The 17631-nt window shown below is 47.4% G+C and carries 12 protein-coding genes and 1 pseudogene; 8 read left to right on the top strand and 5 right to left on the bottom strand.

All coding sequences use genetic code 11. The features are described from left to right. Window positions 1–104 precede the first annotated feature (104 nt). Window positions 105–6371, top strand: a complete 6267-nt coding sequence (locus KWJ01_RS00690) for a DUF6443 domain-containing protein (protein WP_224994345.1) — start codon at window positions 105–107, stop codon at window positions 6369–6371. Beyond that, on the top strand, window positions 6368–6616 hold the full coding sequence (locus tag KWJ01_RS00695) for a hypothetical protein (protein WP_224994346.1): 249 nt from the start codon (window positions 6368–6370) through the stop codon (window positions 6614–6616). Before KWJ01_RS00690 ends, KWJ01_RS00695 begins: the two co-directional genes overlap by 4 nt. Before the next feature lie 1079 nt (window positions 6617–7695). On the opposite strand, the gene KWJ01_RS00700 is transcribed toward KWJ01_RS00695, so the two are convergent. Together KWJ01_RS00700 and KWJ01_RS00705 are read right to left on the bottom strand one after the other, a co-directional pair. After that, complete coding sequence (locus tag KWJ01_RS00700; RefSeq protein ID WP_224994347.1) at window positions 7696–8298, bottom strand: hypothetical protein; 603 nt, start codon at window positions 8296–8298, stop codon at window positions 7696–7698. 16 nt (window positions 8299–8314) lie between these two features. Continuing rightward, window positions 8315–8662 (bottom strand): helix-turn-helix domain-containing protein, encoded by a 348-nt coding sequence (locus tag KWJ01_RS00705; protein WP_224994348.1) that lies wholly within the window; start codon window positions 8660–8662, stop codon window positions 8315–8317. A gap of 174 nt (window positions 8663–8836) precedes the next feature. Here KWJ01_RS00705 and KWJ01_RS00710 point away from each other — a divergent pair, with 174 nt between their 5' ends. From KWJ01_RS00710 to KWJ01_RS00730, 6 genes and pseudogenes are all read left to right on the top strand, one after another. Then, window positions 8837–11443, top strand: a complete 2607-nt coding sequence (locus tag KWJ01_RS00710; protein ID WP_224994349.1) for a CHC2 zinc finger domain-containing protein — start codon at window positions 8837–8839, stop codon at window positions 11441–11443. Between the two features lie 142 nt (window positions 11444–11585). Next, window positions 11586–12482, top strand: a complete 897-nt coding sequence (locus KWJ01_RS00715) for a tyrosine-type recombinase/integrase (protein WP_224994350.1) — start codon at window positions 11586–11588, stop codon at window positions 12480–12482. Next, on the top strand, window positions 12472–13302 hold the full coding sequence (locus tag KWJ01_RS00720; RefSeq protein WP_224994351.1) for a tyrosine-type recombinase/integrase: 831 nt from the start codon (window positions 12472–12474) through the stop codon (window positions 13300–13302). Before KWJ01_RS00715 ends, KWJ01_RS00720 begins: the two co-directional genes overlap by 11 nt. A 542-nt stretch (window positions 13303–13844) precedes the next feature. Further along, window positions 13845–14069: pseudogene (locus tag KWJ01_RS28185) on the top strand (RHS repeat-associated core domain-containing protein); the annotation flags it as partial. 9 nt (window positions 14070–14078) lie between these two features. Beyond that, complete coding sequence (locus tag KWJ01_RS00725) at window positions 14079–14732, top strand: hypothetical protein (protein ID WP_255650977.1); 654 nt, start codon at window positions 14079–14081, stop codon at window positions 14730–14732. Further along, window positions 14729–15172, top strand: coding sequence for a hypothetical protein (locus tag KWJ01_RS00730; protein WP_224994352.1), 444 nt, complete (start codon window positions 14729–14731; stop codon window positions 15170–15172). The genes KWJ01_RS00725 and KWJ01_RS00730 overlap by 4 nt, the downstream gene beginning before the upstream one ends. 428 nt (window positions 15173–15600) lie before the next feature. On the opposite strand, the gene KWJ01_RS00735 is transcribed toward KWJ01_RS00730, so the two are convergent. The 3 genes from KWJ01_RS00735 to KWJ01_RS28190 form a co-directional block, all read right to left on the bottom strand. Then, window positions 15601–15846, bottom strand: coding sequence for a transposase (locus KWJ01_RS00735; RefSeq protein ID WP_370634617.1), 246 nt, complete (start codon window positions 15844–15846; stop codon window positions 15601–15603). Window positions 15847–15938: 92 nt separating this feature from the next. Beyond that, window positions 15939–16829 carry a transposase gene (locus KWJ01_RS00740; RefSeq protein ID WP_224994353.1) on the bottom strand — a complete coding sequence of 297 codons (891 nt, stop codon included), beginning with the start codon at window positions 16827–16829 and terminating at the stop codon, window positions 15939–15941. Window positions 16830–16919: 90 nt separating this feature from the next. Beyond that, on the bottom strand, window positions 16920–17168 hold the full coding sequence (locus KWJ01_RS28190) for a transposase family protein (RefSeq protein WP_224994354.1): 249 nt from the start codon (window positions 17166–17168) through the stop codon (window positions 16920–16922). Window positions 17169–17631: the final 463 nt, after the last annotated feature.

Raw genomic sequence — 17631 nt, forward strand, 5'->3', positions numbered from 1 at the left:
TAACTGACTTTTTTAACCACAAGTCAATCTTTATGATTTTTTATCCTTACAATACCATGCTACTATTTTTATGCACCCGCACATGCAATTTTAGATTGCTGTCGATGCTATTACTTCTTTTTGTAATGCTGTTTTCAAAAGGAATCTCCAAAGCAAATACTAGCATTGAAGAAACATCAACCAACAATGAAAATCAGGCGCAGGCATTAAATACAGGTCAGGTGCCTGACAACATAGAATACCAGGCTTTGCTAAGCCTGTATAACAGCACGGGAGGGAACAGCTGGTCCGATGATACAAACTGGCTTCAGGGTACTACAGCTGCTGATTTTGCTACCTGGCATGGGATAACCGTAGAAAACGGTGATGTAAGTGGTATAGATTTGGGAAGGAACAACCTGCAGGGCAGCATTCCTGCGGCAATAGCAGACTTAGCATCTTTGAAGAACCTTTATCTGCACTCCAATAAGCTTTCAGGAAGTATTCCCTTTGAGATAGAGAGGCTCGATCTGCTTGTGAATTTATACCTGCACTCGAATGGGCTATCAGGCACTATACCCCAGGAACTGGGGAACCTGCAAAGCCTGGAGATATTGCACTTAAGCCTTAATGCTTTCTCTGGAAGTATTCCTGCAGCACTGGGAAATATAAAGACGCTAAAGCGGCTTTACTTGCATAGAAACCAGCTAACGGACAGCATCCCTGCGCAATTGGGAGAACTCCCTGTGCTCACGCACTTGTATCTGTACAGCAATCAGCTAACGGGCAGCATCCCAGCATCCATAGGCATGCTTACTGCTGCACAGGAGATTTTGTTCTACGAAAATCAGCTCTCCGGCAGCCTTCCCGCTACCTTTGAGAATCTTAAAGAACTCCGCATCCTGATGCTTTCCAACAACAATCTCTCTGGCCCTATACCTGCAGAGGTTGGTGGTATGACTAAACTAGAAAAGCTGGATCTGGATTATAATGAGTTCAGCGGGCAGATTCCTTCTTCCTTGGGGCAATTGCAAAGCCTTACCCGTCTGGAAATCACAAGCAACCAGCTTACAGGCCCTATTCCTGCCTCTTTAGGCAATCTGCAGACACTTGAGTTCTTGTGGTTAAACGATAACCAGCTTTCAGGTTCAATCCCTGTTGAACTGGGGAATCTTTCTTCTCTGCAGGCGCTTAGTTTACAGGGCAATGAGTTGACAGGAGAGATTCCCATCAGTGCAGGCGCTTTTCCAGCACTTCAGGCCCTTAACTTAAGTAGAAACCAGCTTACAGGCCTCATCCCTGCCACCATAGAGGAGCTTACCATGCTCCAGTTTCTGGACTTAGGCAGCAACCAGTTCTCCGGGGCTATACCTGCCGAGCTGGGAACCCTGCTGAAGCTGGAGGATCTGGTCTTGGGTGGGAATCAACTATCAGGTCCTATTCCTGCCTCTTTAGGCAATCTCTTGCTCCTGGAGAATCTGAAGCTTGGCGTCAATCAGCTTACAGGTACAATACCTGCCCAACTGGGAAACCTTTCTGCATTACAGTTCATGCAGTTGCATGAAAACCAGCTCTCGGGTGAGATTCCAGCAGAACTGGGAAATTTAACCGCTCTAAAGGCACTGGCAGTGCAGCATAATCTTTTAGAGGGAGCGCTGCCAGCCAGTATGGTCACAAATATGCAGAACCTAAGGTATTTGAATGTGTTTGAGAATCTGCTGACGTATATACCCGGTTTTGCCAGTGCTCCTAACAAGGCAATTCTGGACCTTAGGATATATAACAACCTTTTAGGTTTTTCTTCCATTGAGCATAATCTTGATGCTGCCGGTGTGCCGCTGGTAGCCAGGCTAGATTACTCACCCCAAAAGCAAACCCAGCTTTACCATGATTCCTACAACAGGGTTCTATATGTAGAAGTAGATGGCAGCCAGAACCAATATAAGTGGTACAGGGATGGCGCAGTTGTTAGCGGAGCTACAGCGTCTGAACTGGTGCTAACTGATTCAGATCCTGTTTCTTCTACTTACTATTGTGAAATCACCAGTGGAGCTGTTCCCAGCCTTACAATCACAAGCACGAGTACTTTTGTTGAAAAGGTTAAGTATGAACCAATACCTGAAGACCTGGCAACTAACCGGCCTAATGGTGATGTAGCACCTGGCGTAGATACTTCTGGTCGTCCTGCTACGGAAACAAGTACGGCTAACATTAACTATGTCAGGACCTATACGCCCAGGGTAACAATCACAACAGAAGCTGGGATTGGTTTTGAGAGTCCTGTTGATCAGGTAACCATCAGCACCCAGTATTTCGATGGCTTGGGCAGACCTATTCAGGGCGTGAGCAAGCAAGCCTCTCCAGAACTACAGGATGTGGTGGTACCCATAGCCTATGATGCTTTTGGCAGACAGGAAAAGGAGTATCTTCCCTATGTACAGGGCACGGGGGGTGAATACAGGCCAAACGCCCTGCAGGAGCAGTGGGACTTTTATCAGGGACCAAAAGAAGATATCGCCAGTTCAGGCTATCCCTTTACACAGCATGCTTTTGAGCCTTCTCCGCTGAACCGGGTACTAAAGACTGCAGCTCCGGGAGAGAACTGGCATATGGGCAGTGATAAGGAAATTTCTTTTGACTGGAGAGGCAATACAACCTCCCTGGATGGTGAGGTAAGGGTTTGGCAGGTAGATGAGACTGATAATCCTCCTACTACTTCAGCGGTCTATGGTCCGAATCAACTCTACGTTACAACTACAACAGATGAGCATGGTAGCAAGGTGCTGGAGTATAAAGATAAGCAGGGGCTGGTGGTACTTAAGAAAGTACAGCTGGCGGAAGCTCCTGCTTCAGCCGCCAGTACAACAGATTATTTATGGACCTACTACATCTATGATGACTTTAGCAGGCTCCGCTTTGTTGTGCAGCCCCAGGGAGTGAAGGAAGCTGCTGCAGCAGGCTGGAGCATCAGCCAGGAGCTGGTAAACAGGTTCTGCTTCCGCTACAGGTATGACGAGAGGGGCAGGATGATTGAAAAGAAGGTGCCTGGTGCAGCCCCGCTAGAGATGGTATACAACAAGCGGGACCTTTTGGTGCTTACCCGGGACGGCAACCAAAAGGCAAAAGAAAATCCGGAATGGAGCTTCACCAAGTATGACGGGCTCAACAGACCTGTTCTGACAGGAATCTTATCAGAGACTACTGCATCTAGCAGATCCGCTATGCAAAGCCAGACAGATGCAGATACAGTGTTAGTTGAAGCCCGTGCTGCTAATGCCCAGCACCTGGGCTATACCAGTCAGGCTTTTCCAGATCAGACATACAGTGCAGCTATCAGCTACCTGACAGCTACTTACTATGATGACTATGATTTAGACAGAGATGGTGATGAAGATGAGTATAGCTATCAAGCTAATGACTTGACTCCCGAATCTGAATTGGCTCAAAGCAACAGGGGCAGGGTAACAGCCAGCAAAGTAAAGGTGCTGGAGGATGGCAAGTGGCTTACCACTGTTTCCTTCTATGATCAGAAAGGGCGGGTGATCCAGACCCAGAGCGACAACCACCTGGATGGTAAAGATATCAGCACCACGCTCTACCGCAATAGGGTCAATGATGAGGTGCTGCAGGTAAAACAGGAGCATAAGAAAGGGAGTGAACCTGCAGTGGTTACTTACACAGAGTACACCTATGACCACACTGGCAGGCTAATAGATACCTATCATCAGGTAGAAGGCTCCTCTCCTATCCTGATCTCCCGCAACCGCTACAACGAGATAGGAGAACTTGTTAACAAGCAGCTGCATTCTGTAGATGATAGTACGTTCCTGCAGTCGGTGGATTATCGCTATAACATCAGGGGCTGGCTCACCAGTATCAATGATGTCGCAGCGTCAACAGAAGATGATTTTTTCAGCATGAACCTCTACTATGACTGGGGTTTTGATAGTGTAGCTCACAATGGTAACATAGCAGGGATCAAGTGGAAGAGTGCCAATGACACAGACACCCATGCTTATGGCTTTGTCTATGACAAGGCCAACAGGCTTAAAGGAGCAGACTATGTTGCAGGCAGTGCAGGAAATTGGACAGTGAATCCCAACCGTTTCGATGTCGGAAATACAAATATTGATGAAGGTATAAACTATGATTTGAACGGCAACATCAAAATCCTGCACAGAAATGGACTCGTGCAGCAGGGGGATGTTGAGATATATGATAAGATGGACCGACTGGCCTATGACTATACGAATGGAGGCAATCAGTTGCGCAATGTTCATGAGGATGAAAGCAATGGGGCAAGCAACAGCTTTGGCTTTAAGCAAAAGAGTGGCGCCGGCACTACTGGCCAGGAGTACTTCTATGATGCCAATGGCAACATGAACAAAGACCTAAACAAAGGCATCAAAGAAATCAAATACAACCATCTGAACCTGCCCAAAGAAGTAGTCAAAGATGATGACAGCAGGATTGTCTACACCTATGATGCAGCAGGCATCAAGCTACGCCAGCAGGTGTTTAATGGTGCTGGAGAGCAGCTCAAACAGACGGATTATATAGGAGGTCTGGTGTATGAAGATCAGGCACTGCAGTTTATGCAGCATGGGGAAGGAAGGGTGCTGCTGGGTGCTGCTTCTGCTGATGGAGAACCTGAATACCAGTACCACATGAAGGATCACCTGGGCAATGTGCGCCTGACCTTTACCAGCAAGCCGCAGGTGGATACCTATATGGCTACCATGGAAACAGAACGTGCAGCAGAAGAGGAAAGCCAGTTCCTGAACGTGAAGGGCAAGCCGGTAGGCAAACCCCTGGACCACACCCACAAGGAGGGCAAGCATGATGTCGGAGCGGTGGCAGAAGTCGTGCGGATGAACGGGCGCAGGGGGGAGAGGCAAGGACCAAGAAAGACCCTGGCAGTGATGGCAGGAGACACCATCCGGGCCAGGGTAAGAGCCAAGTACCTGGACCTGCGCCAGGAACAGCCTGGGCTAACAGCAGACATGATCTTGGCCGCACTCTCCGGAGCACCAGGCTATACCGTAACAGTAGAAGGAGCGGCAACAAGAATAGCTGTGAACAGCACTGGTGCCACTGCATTGCTGAATCCTTTAGAGGAGGAGCAACAGCCAAAAGCTTTTTTGAGCTGGCAGTTCTTACCTGCCAATGGCAAGAAAGCAGATGAAGACGGAGGTTTTGTGCAGGTAAGTGCTGCAGCGGCCATCAGCACTAAAATGGGTTTAGGCAATCATGAAGTGCTGGAAGTAGAATATATTGTAAAACAGAAAGGGTGGATAAACCTGGAGCTGGACATGGCAGCCGAAGACAGCTATGAAGCAGAAACCAGGAACATAGATGTTTACTTCGATGATTTTGAAGTTGCCCACCATCATGGCTATATTGTACAGGAAGATAGCTACTACCCGTTCGGACTTACTTTTAATGAATACAAGAGGGAAGGCGGCCTGGATAATAAGTATCTGTATAATGATCGAGAGATACAGTCAGATCTTGATTTTAACCTCTACGACTATGGAGCTAGGATGTATGATCCTGCTTTAGGTAGATGGAGCACAGTAGATGGTTTGTCGGAAGAATACTATAACTCATCTCCTTATGCCTTTGTAGGAAATAATCCACTTGTAAACTCTGAAGTGGATGGCAATTGGTTCTTTGGTTTATTCGGCTCTACTTCTGAACAGAGACAAGCAGCCAGTGCTTTTGCTGAACAAACGGGAGGTAGAGTAACTAACTATTTTTCAAGTAAAATTGGTGTTAACTACACTACCGTTACGGCTCAGACTGATGAAGCAGGAGAGATTACGGATTTTGAAGTAACGAATAAGAACCAGCGTTTTAGGGAGGATGGTAAGCTTGATTTTGGTAGTCCGAACCTCAATGCAGCCTATGATGAAAAGGTAAGTAGATATGTTGGTTCACTCTCCTATCCAGAAAAAGTAAGACAAGGATTTGCTACTGAAGGGGCTGATTTTGATCCATTAACGCAGTTGTCGTTAGGTGCTGTTGCCTTAAATGGACTGAAAGCGTTACAGGCAGGTTCAGCCTCTTCAAGGGTTGGAGCAGCTGGTGCTGCTAATTCGGGAGAACAACTATATGAAATAGCAGATGGAGTAAGGAGGGCTAAGGCGGCACAACAGGTAGGGCGAAGTTCCATTGAAGCAATAGACAATGCAGGAAACATTATTCAGGTTCCAATTAAGAATTTAAGATCTCCATTCAAAAGTTCAATAGATGTTAGCACTCCATTAAATAGATTGAGATATGACAGAATCTACAATGGATATAAGGCAGGAGATAAGTTGCCTCCAATTTATGTTAATCCGGGAAGCAGAGGAGTGGGTATTGATCAAGTAATTTTAAATCTTAAATGATGATTGAAGAAAGAAAACTAAATAAAGCAATACAGGCTATACAAGATTTGATTATTGAAGCTCGGAAGTTAGCATATCAAGAGATTCCTGGTAAAGAATTAGCAGAGTTTTTAGATGGGCTAGAATACCTTCCCGCATTGATAGTTGAGGGTGGTGATAGCACGAATCTATTTGAAAGTTACCTAGAAGAATTTTGTAATCGTAATAACTGTTTGAGCGTATTGAATAAATACAAGATAAGATAAAACCAGAAAATCATTTATTGATAGCCATCTTCCGGGATGGCTTTTTCGTTCCGGCCCATTAAGAACCAGAGCAAAAGACAGTAGCCCTTTCCTGTGGTCAGGGCCTACCCCTCCTTGAGGTCGGGGTAGAGGAAAAGCGGTATTCACTCCAGCAGGGCCAAACAAAAAGACATGCCAAGCCAGTCCAGCCCATTTTTATAAGGAGTTTATTTTTTCAATTGAATAAAAAAGAGCTGGCCTGCCCTACGGGTGCTCCGTTGCACTACGCAGCTTGTCATGCTTTTCATGGCCCTGCTTCCGTTCATGGCAGCCTACTCCGTCTTTTTGCACCACCCGCCTTGAGGGCGGGCCGTGCAAAAATCCGCCGGCTGCCCGTGTTACTGCTCGCCTGCTGGCTCGGCGGGCGGTTTTTTTGGTGTTTATTTTTTAAGGTAAAAGCCCTTACGGTCAGTCGGGCTATCGCCCTTCTCCTGCCCGGCCCGCCTCACACTCGCAACGGCTCGCGCAGAACCGCCGCCAGGAAACAGATCCGTCAGCAGGACAGCTACCGACACAGATGGTGGGCCTGCCGCCCCCCAAACCCCCTGGCAGCCCGGTCAGTTTATCAAAAGCCCGGAACCGGTAGGCGCATGGAAGAGACTGCAGCAGGGGCATTTGATAATCTGCCCAGGCGCTTTAACTATCTACCTTTTGAGCATGATAGATGCTTTTTTCTTTCAACGGAAAAGCTACTTATCCTTCTTTGGAGGAGTGCTTGGAGTGAGGTTCGTAGGAGCTTTAGGCACAGGCATACCTCTTCCACTAGGATCAGATATAGGTTTAGATACTGGAGGGGAGGGAGGCGTGGGTCTTGAGGGCTGTCTAGGTGTTTTATCTTTGCTCATCGATCTACTTATTATTCTTTGGAGGACGGATATTAACAGGAGGCTTAGGAACGGGCTGTCCAGTAGAAGGGCGTGGGTTTGGTGCATCTACTGGTGTTAGCGCCCTTGGAGCCAGTGGTACTGGCAAGCCATTTTCTCCTTGAACAACCTTGGGGGATAGGTATTCTAGATCAATTTTGTTCTCATCCATAATTACTATTTTTTTCCTTTAGTAGCAGAAGTATCTGCAGCGGGTTTAAGTTCTTTTGGTGTTTTGGCTACTGGAAGTCCAAGCTTCTCACCGGTATCGGGAGCAATGATCTGAATAGTTTGTTGTGGTTTTGCTATTGGCGGATTAGTAGCTTGTTCTGGCATAAAATAGATGTTGATAGAAGCGAAAGAAACCTGTAATACAATGCCTAAGATAAGCAAAATCGTGTTGGTCTTATTGATCCAATCAGTTGATTTATCCTCCTTCAGATCAAGGTTGTTCTCCAGCCGCTCCAATTGCTTTTGGTGTTCCTGATAAGAATGCAGATGTGAATAAAGGCTTAACCCTACGCAGGTAGTAAGCAGAAGCCAGGACAGAAAAAGCAGTATCAGCCATACGGCCTGCTGCAGTGGAACAATGTCTTTGATGAATGTTAGTGATATAGCCAGTGCACCGCTACTGATGTAAAGTATCTGATCATCTAATTTATTGATACTGTAGCGCATGCCTTCCTGAAGGGTTGCGGCATACTTTTCTTTTATAAGCTCCCGGGCTTGAGCTTCAACTTGCTCGTTTGCCTCTGGCCTACTGGTTTTCTTTTTAGCCATTAGGGAAAGAGCAGGATTAATGCGCCAGTCTTTGAATGTGGCGTTTGGTCAGGAAAGCATCCAGGAAGGTTTTAACCAGGTGCTTATCTTCTGGATTGAGCTGCTGTACTTCATGGAACTGGCGCAGCAGTTCTTTATCAGCCAGCTGGGCAGAAGCTGCTTCCTGTTGGCTCCCGCTCATTAGAAAATCAGTAGTAGTGTTTAGCACCTGGGCCAGTTTTGAAAGCACATCACTGGAAGGAGTAGAACGCCCGGTCTCATAGCGCCCGATCTGCACATAAGTAAGACCCACCTTATCAGCCAGCGCCTGCTGGGTAAGTTGATGCTCTTTGCGGAGTGTTTTAATGCGTTCGCCTATCGCCATGTTGTATGTACTAAGACCTGAATGATTGCTTTTACTACGTCTATAGCTTAAAAATACGCAATTAAGCCAGTTTAGTAAAACATGCTGCAGATATTTTAATACATTGATGTTGGTTTAAATAATACATGTTTGTATCATTGTGTAACGCTGATGTATTAAAACTTTTTTTCTTCAATGGAAATCACCCAAATCAAGCAGCAGTTAGGCATCGACCAGGTGCTGGCCCATTACGGACTGAAGGCAGACAGGAACGGCAGGTTGTGCTGTCCTTTTCATGCAGATAAGACGCCAAGCCTGCAGGTGTATGCCAAGACCAACACCTTTTGCTGCTTTAGTGCCAACTGCCAGGCCGGAACGGGCGACGTGATAGATTTTATTCAGTTGAAAGAAAAAAGCTCCAAGCATGCCGCCATACTAAAGGCTAAAGAATTAACGGGCACAGTTGTAGCAGCTGCAGTAGTTCCTATAAAGCCAGATCCAGCAGAGGAGCTACCACGTAAAGCCGTGCTGCTTAGGTTCTGGCAGGGAGTGCAGAAAAGCATGGCAGCAAGTAAGCGAGCCAGAGAGTATGCCGCAGGCCGCAACCTGGACTGGCAAAAGCTGGAGATAGGCTTTGCCGGTGAGAAGCTGGCCGACAGCTGGAACGAAGCCTTAAAGAAAAGCGCCCTGCAGCTGGGCCTGCTGCATGCAGCGCCAGCTGGAAAGCTGGAACCGAAGTTAAAAGACTGCTTGGTGTTCCCGCTGAAGGATAAAGAAGGCCAGCCGGTAAGCTTCTATGGGCGCAGCATCCTGGAGAGCGAGACAAGCCGACACTTTTACCTGAAAGACCGCCAGGGCCTTTACCCGCACTACCCCAAAGCTGACACTACACATTTAATCCTGACTGAATCGGTGATCGATGCAGCCACCCTTCTGCAAAACGAAAGCATCAGCAGCCAGTACGGCATCTTAGCCTTGTATGGCACCAATGGCTTAAGCGCTGAACATCTGGAAGCGATCAGGAGCCTGGAGCAACTGCAGGAAGTGATCCTGTTTTTAGACGGTGATGCAGCAGGCAGGGCAGCAGCAGAAAAGCATGCGCATACCCTGCAACAGCTTTTTTCTTCCCTTAGGATTAGCCAAGTAGAAACACCCCAGGGAGAAGACCCCAACAGCTTGTTAGAAGCCCACGCTCCGGAAGTACTGCAGCATCTGATTGAAAGCCGGACAGGATTTTTTCTTTCATCGGAAAAAGAACAGGAAAGAGTTGAGCAGCCCCAGCTGGCACCGCAGCAGCCCAATACACCAGTTAAAGAATCTCCTTTAAAAGCTGACCGCTGGGGCCTTTACTATGCTACATCGGTAGCCCTTTACCGCATCAGCGGCAGCCTTCCCCAGGGGCTGGAGAGCCTGAAAGTAAGCCTTGCTATTGAGTGCCTAAGCAGCAACCGCAAGTACAGAAGCAAGCCGGATCTTTTTGAAGAAAAGCAGGTAGTAAGAGCCGCCAGGGAAGCTGCCGAAAAGCTGGATCTTCCGGTGCATCTGCTGCAGCAGGGCCTTGAGGAGCTGACCGACCTGCTGGAAGAACACCGCAGGGAGCAGATAGAAAAGCCAAAGCACAAAACAAGCAGCCCTGCCGCCTCATCAGCCATTATGCAAAAAGGGCTGGAGCTGCTGCAAAAGCCCCAGCTGCTAAAAGAGCTAAACCAGCTGATTGGTAAAGCGGGCGTAGTGGGTGAAGAGCGCACCAGGTTGTTTTTACTGCCTGTTGCCCTATCCTACAAAACAGATAAGCCCCTGCATGCCCTTTTGCAAGGTTCCAGCGGATCAGGGAAAACGCACCTGTTAAGCAAGCTCTCCAGCTTTATTGCAGAAGACGATAGAAAGCACTTTACCCGCATCACCGAAAGCAGCTTGTATAACTGGGGCAGCTACGAGCTACAAAATAAGCTCATCTGCCTGGAAGACCTGGACGGGCTAAAGGAAGAAGCGCTGCTGGCCTTTAGGGAACTGCAGAGCCGGGGCCAGATCAGCAGCAGTACATCCGTAAAAGACGAGCAGGGAAACATCCAGGCCCAGACCAGAACTGTTTACGGCCCTATTGCCTCACTTGCCTGCACCACCAAAGGCGAGATCTACGAAGATAACCTAAGCCGCTGTTTTTTAGTGGCTGTAGACGAGAGCCGGGAGCAGACTAAAAAGATCATCGATTACCAGAACAAAAAGGCAGCGGGCCTAATCGATGCCAGGGAAGAAGAACAAGCCCGGCAGCTGCTGGAAGTAGCTTTAGGCTTGGTTAAGCCGCTTCCGGTTCTAAATCCGTACGCAACGAAACTGCAGTTGCCGGAAGCGGCGCATAAACAGCGCAGGTTAAATGAACTCTACCAAAGCTATGTGCAACAGCTGACACTACTGCATCAGTATCAGCGCCAGAAGGACAAGCAAGGCAGATTAGTAGCCCAGAAAGAAGACCTGCTGCAGGCAGCGCACCTGATGTTCGATACTATCCTTTTAAAGGTGGACGAGCTAAACGGACCGCTCCGGCAGTTCTTCGAGCAGCTGAAAAGCTACCTCAGAGACAGAGACCAGGAGTTCAGCCAAAGGGAAGTGCGGCAGGGCCTGCACATCAGCAAGACCCAGCTGCAGCGCTTCCTTTACGATCTTATGCAGCTAGAGTATGTGCAGTTAGCCGGTGGGCATGGAAACAGGGGCTACCGCTACCGCATCAGCTATTGGGATAGCCTGGAAGCCCTAAAGGCACAGATCAAACAGCACATTGAAAACCAGCTGGAAAAACTCTAGTGACCCAAGCCTTTGGGTCGCCAGATGGGTCACAAGAAAAGGACTTTACTGCCTCTAAACCTACTTTTTACCCTCTTTTACCCCTGGCGACCCACGACCCGAAAAAGTGTAACAGAGGGAAAAACTTTTTACTGCCCTCACAATGAAAAACCTGCCTCTCCAAAACCACTACTACAAAGAACTAGAGCAACAGTTTAGCCGCTGGCTTCAACTGCTGGGCTACAGCAAGCAAAGCTGCTATAACCTTCCCCTGCATGTGCGGGAGTTCTTAAACTACCTGGAAGAAAAAGCGCTGCCGCAGATCAAACTGGTAAGCCCCCAGGAGCTGGAAGATTATCTGCACTACCTGCAGCAGGAGCGCTGCCACCAGCGAAACGGATCAGCTTTAAGCCCTGCCCACCTCAACAAGCATGTACAGGCACTGAACCTGCTCTCTCGTTACCTGACAGAGATCGGAGCGGAAGCCGTAAGCTGGCGCCTGCCGATGTTCAGAGCATCAGAACCGCTGCCGAAGGTATTGAGCCAGCACCAGGTACAGCAGCTTTATGCCGCCTGCAGTGCCACATCCATAGGCCTACGGGACAGGGCACTACTAAGCATCTTGTACGGGTGCGGATTAAGAAGAAGCGAAGCTGCAGCCCTTCGGGTAGAGGATGCAAGGCTGCAGGCCCGGCAGCTCTACGTCAGGAAAGCCAAAGGGAACAAGCAACGGTACGTTCCTCTAAGCCCCGGCGTAGCAGAAGACCTGCAGCAGTATCTGGAGTTAAGCCGACCACTGCTGCTTAAAGCGCCTACCAATGCCCTTTTGCTAACCTATGCCGGTAAAGCCTTGGGCGGCCAGGGCATGATGCGTCGCCTGGAACTGCTGTTAGAGATAGCCAAAATACCAGCTGAAGGCATAGGCCTGCACACGCTCCGGCATAGCATAGCCACACATCTTTTACAAGCTGGCATGAAGCTGGAAAACATCAGCCGCTTTTTAGGCCACAGCTCATTGGAAAGCACTCAAATCTACACCCACATCATCAATGAACTATGAAGAATATCTTGGGCAGCTGGGCTATGCTCCCGGCAGTGTTTACCGTTACAGCCAGTCAATAAAGGAGTTCAGCACATGGCTGGAGAGCTGGAAAATAGAAGCCTCAGCCCTGCAATATGCCGATCTGCTCCACTACCTGGAAGCCTTAAAGAAAAGAGACCTCAGCAGCAAAAGCCTGCAGCACCACCTTACCAGCCTTCGCCATTACTACACCCATCTGATCAAAGAAGGCAAGGCAGCACACAATCCAGTATTAGGCCTGAACGTGAAGCAGCAAAAGCTTTTACCGCACAGCCTTTTGGAGCAAAAGGAGCTGGACGAGCTTTTTACAGCCTACCAGGGCGAACTGCAAAACAGGGTAATCCTTGGCCTGATCATCTACCAGGCCACACGAACAGCAGAGCTGCAGACCCTAAGGCTGGAGCATGTACAGCTAAGAAAAGCCCTGCTGCATATCCCGGCCACCGGCAAAAACAAGAGCAGAACTCTAGCCCTGGAAGCCGTTCAGATCCTTGACCTGCAGCAGTTACTGGAGAAACGAGAGGGAGAAGAAAACCTGCTAGAGGGACTAAGAAAGGGCAGCCGCAATCTAAGCCAGCGCCTGCACAAGCTGTACAAAGAGCTTCGGGAGCTAAACCAAAGGGTAAAAAATGGTGATCAGTTGCGGCAGAGCCGCATTGCCCATTGGCTGAAAACAGAAGACCTTCGCCAGGTGCAGCAGAAAGCTGGCCACCGCTTTGTATCATCTACGGAACGCTACCTGCAGACCAACACCGAAGAGCTGCTGGAGCAGCTCAAGCTTTACCACCCCAGGAAATAAACCCATCAAAAACTTATTTAGAGTGATGTTTGGATAATAACCTATACTTTTGTATGTTGTTATATAACTCCTAAATATTATTGCATATGCAAACCAAGGAAAATCTCTGCCAGGCAATCGCCTCCAGATCAGTCATTACCTTTATGTATAAGGGCCAACCTAGAATAGTGGAGCCTTTTACTTTAGGCAGACACAAGGACACCGGAAACCTGGTGCTACGAGCCTTCTGGATTGGTGGATACAGTGAAAGCCAGAAGACACCCCACTGGAGACTGTACGCTGTTAAGGATATGTATAACATACAGATCACAGAAAAGCCAGCGGCAGCTCATCGGCTAGGCTACAACTCAGACGACTCGCACATGATTACAATATACTGTGCTGCCTGATCATTAGCTATTGTTTTTCTTCTTCAACTGAAAGAAAAACCTCTATCTTGTAGCCCTACCGGCTGCAGGATACTACTACAAGAAAACGTTCTTTGAAAACCGCAACCGGGACAGAAAACCAGGGCTAAAAAGCGCTACGGGTATTATCCCTTCGGTCTTACTTTTAATAGCTATCAGAGAGAAGGTGCACTGGAGAATAAGTATAAGTACAACGGGAAGGAAAGTCAGGATGATCTTGATCTGGGGTGGATTGATTATGGGGCCAGGATGTATGATCCTGCTCTGGGAAGGTGGCATGCAGTAGATCCGTTGGCTGATCAGATGCGTAGGCATTCTCCTTACAATTATGCCTATGATAATCCTATTCGTTACATTGACCCTGATGGCATGAAGCCATTTTCAACACATACTGATGAAAATGGCAATGTCGTAGCGGTAAAAGATGATGGAGATCTTGGAGTTTATAAACATGAAGGTGTAGGATCGGCTGCATTAAGCTCTGTAAATGGGTCATATCATAAAGGGAACATTTCAGCTGGCGGAGAGAAAATGGGAGAATCTTTACATTCATTAAGCTTTGCTGATCAAAGTTTGTACAATGATACGGGCGAGGTTAAACCCGCTGATATACAAATTGACTTTGGTTCCTCAGAGCTAACGGATAAGGTAGATGCAATAATTGAAGCAAAGCCTTCCTTGAAGGAATATGCAAGTAAGGCAGGAACCAATGGGGCGTGGGATTTAAAAACTAAAGTAGAAAATGGTTCTCTACTTTATGGTAAATATGCATCACCTAGAGATGCTGGAAATTATGCTGCTGGGGCAGTAGCCGTACAGTCAGGCATAGAGCCAGTTGTTCAATTTGGTTTCGCGGCATACAATATGACTGGAAATAACAAACTATTAACAGGTATAGTTACAGGCGCCGTAGGACTAAATCCATCTGGTGGAGGAGTGATAGGCCTTCTTATCAGTAAATTCGGGGAAGATAAACTTAGTCAACGCTCTATTGATATAGGAAAGCAACATTTTAAAAAATGAATCAATTATTCTTAGTAGTTATCTGTATTCTTGTTTGTTCATGTTGTGGTCTACATACTGAGGTGGAATATCAATATGAGGATGTAACAGTTACTAGGATAGATGAATGTGGAATCACGAGCTTCTATTATAAAAATGCAGAGAATCAGAGTGCAGGTAAGATTTGGGTTGAATACTCGGGAATAAATGATGGTTTTTCAGGGTATCTACAATTCAGCGGAGATGGAAAAGTAAGCCTACTTTCAGGGGATGGTCATTTTCAGGGCGTCAACTTAGATGCCAACTTTGACTATAAAAGAATTCTGTCTTATGAAAGACCACAGCTTGGCGAGCAAGTCTATTATATTTCGTCGTCAATAAGTTTTGAGAAAGAAAAAAATAGCATAGGCAAGACTATGGTTGAGGCAAAATATAAAATAGATGATAATGAGTGGTGGTGAACCACCCCGCATATACAAGCCTTTTGCTCGTTTCCATACCCACAATATGGAAAAAGCCCCTTACCGCCCCGAGCAGTAGGGGCTTTTTTATTCCAGCCCATTAAGAACCTTCAGTGGCCATTAGCCCTTCCTATTGTCAGGGCCTACCCCTCCTTGGGTCGGGGTAGAGGAGAAGCGGTATGCCTGTGGTGCGTTGCCAAGGCTGCACTCCAGCAAAAGCAAGGTCGTTCCAATTTTTTAGGAGAGTTTATTTTTGGAAAATTAAAAAAAATGGGGCTCCACCTTGTTTTAGCTTCCGTTTGCTTGTCAGCCGCTCCTCGTCATGGCTGTTCTACTTTTGTTTTTTGAGTTAATTAATGCCTGCGGCAGCTGGGCAAAAAACAAATGGATATTTCGGTAATGCTGGTTCAGCGTCAAATTTGGTGAAGCTATGCTGAATTAGCCAGAACTCGCCGACGCAAAAGTTCGAAACTAGCTCTGCCATACATCTGGCGCTTGATATTTTTCAGGCGATTAACCTGCCCCTCTGTTTGCCCGTTACTCCAGCAGGAGGTCATCGCCTGATAGACTGCATCAAAGTCCTGCCGGATTCCCTGTACAAAGCTTTTGAATGAAGCATGTTGAGCAGCTTTTTCACACCAAGCCTTCAGGTTGTCTCCCTTCTTCTGCGCCATTATGCTTTTGAATTCCAGGTTCAGTTCCCAGAGCTGCTGTAGCAAGGAGCTTTTCTCCAGTAGTTTTTTAGAAAAGGTACCTGTTTATCCTCCTAATCCTTCTGTGGCTTACAAAAGGCAATGCTAAGACTACGAGTTGAGTAGTTTACTACTTTTTGAGCAGCAGGTAAAGCAAAGCCTTCTGCTGTTTTAGGATATTGCGAGAGAAAACCAGCCAGAATGGTATAGGAGCCGTTATAGCCCCTGGCTTTGATTTCCTGCAGGAGTGTTTTTGCACATTGCTCACCTTCTTGCCAGCGCTGACGCAGATAAGCCTCATAGGCCAAAAGGTTGGTGAGGCGTGGATGACGTTTAGGTACAAAAGTCTGCTGGAGAAAATACTTTTTCACCGTATTGCGGGAGATGCCCAGATGACGAGCGATGGCTTTGATGGAATAATGCTCACTTTGCAACTGTTTTACCTTTTCAAAAAGAGCATACCGCTTTTCCGCACGTACGCTGGCATTCTTCTGCGGCAGTTCTGTACTAATATCAGGCTTTGCCTGAAGAAAGACTTCAGCGGCTATTTCATTAATCAGGGACCTTTGTCTGTCCAGAAATTGAGTGGTATTCTCCCCCAGGTTCTTGAGCAAATGCCAGCGATCGGCTACCTGTACAGCATCTGGGCAGGCCCTGCTGATGGCATGGGCGTACACAGAAGAACGATCTCTGTTGACAATACTAACACCAGGATGCGCCAGCAACCAAGCTTCTAAAGTTTTGCCTTCCCGATCTGGCAACAAGTCAATAGGCTTTCTTTTTTCCAGGTCTACCAGTATGGTGCCGTAGGTATCCCGCTTGCGAAAAGCAAAATCATCAACACCCAGAATTGTAGGAGTGTCTGGTTCACTTTTGGGGCACCCTTTGATTTTTCTTAGTACAGTAGAAGCACTTAATGGTAAGCCGATCAGCCTGCAAATCCGAGCCCCAGGCTTAGCACCCATTTCACATCCAATACAGATCACCTGCTCACATACCCGAAGTAGTCTTCTACCATAGCGCTTTAGGCAATGCTGCTGTTGTTGAGAAAAGATTTACCTGGGGCAGTCCTGCTGTTGGCAGAAAAACTTGCGCGTGCAGAGTCGCAGCTCTACTACTTTACCACTGATGGGCAGATCTTGAAGTTTCCGTACATAGCGGCTATGGATGCGAGTGCTTAAACTATTACAAAGAGGGCAGTAAGCGGTAGAAGCGGTAAACTGAAGCTGGAGGGTAACTTTTGCTTCGGTCACGGAAGTAGCTAATACTTCAAATTCAGGTGGTATAAGCAAGCTGGTTTCCATTCTTGCTTAACTAAATTCAGCAGGATTTAGACCTTCATCACCAAATCTGACTCTGAACCACTTTGGAGCGGAATATCCAGCCGCCGCGGCCAGGTCCTTATCAACCGGCTTAGGTACTAAATCGCGGCATGGGTCTTACCCGGCGGCGGCCATAGTTCACCTAAGCCGGTATGTTTTAAAGAAACTACTGCCTATCTTAGTTTTGTACTACCTCCCAAAGCTAAAGGCGACGGCCCCTTTACATTAGTCCGATTTATTGAGGGGAGGTCAAACAAGCAAAAATATATAATGATAAATGATCATGACTACCTGCCAGCTGCAAACCATGCATCAGTGTGGCTCATTACAAATGGAAGAAACTTATGATTTCTTAGTATAATACCAAGCCAATCCAATGGTTATTAGGGAGCAGTATTCTGAGCCAGAGGGTCCCTTATTCTACCCATCCATCCATGGCCACAAT

It is taken from the genome of Cesiribacter sp. SM1 (genome assembly GCF_020178975.1).
Classification (GTDB): Bacteria; Bacteroidota; Bacteroidia; order Cytophagales; family Cyclobacteriaceae; genus Cesiribacter.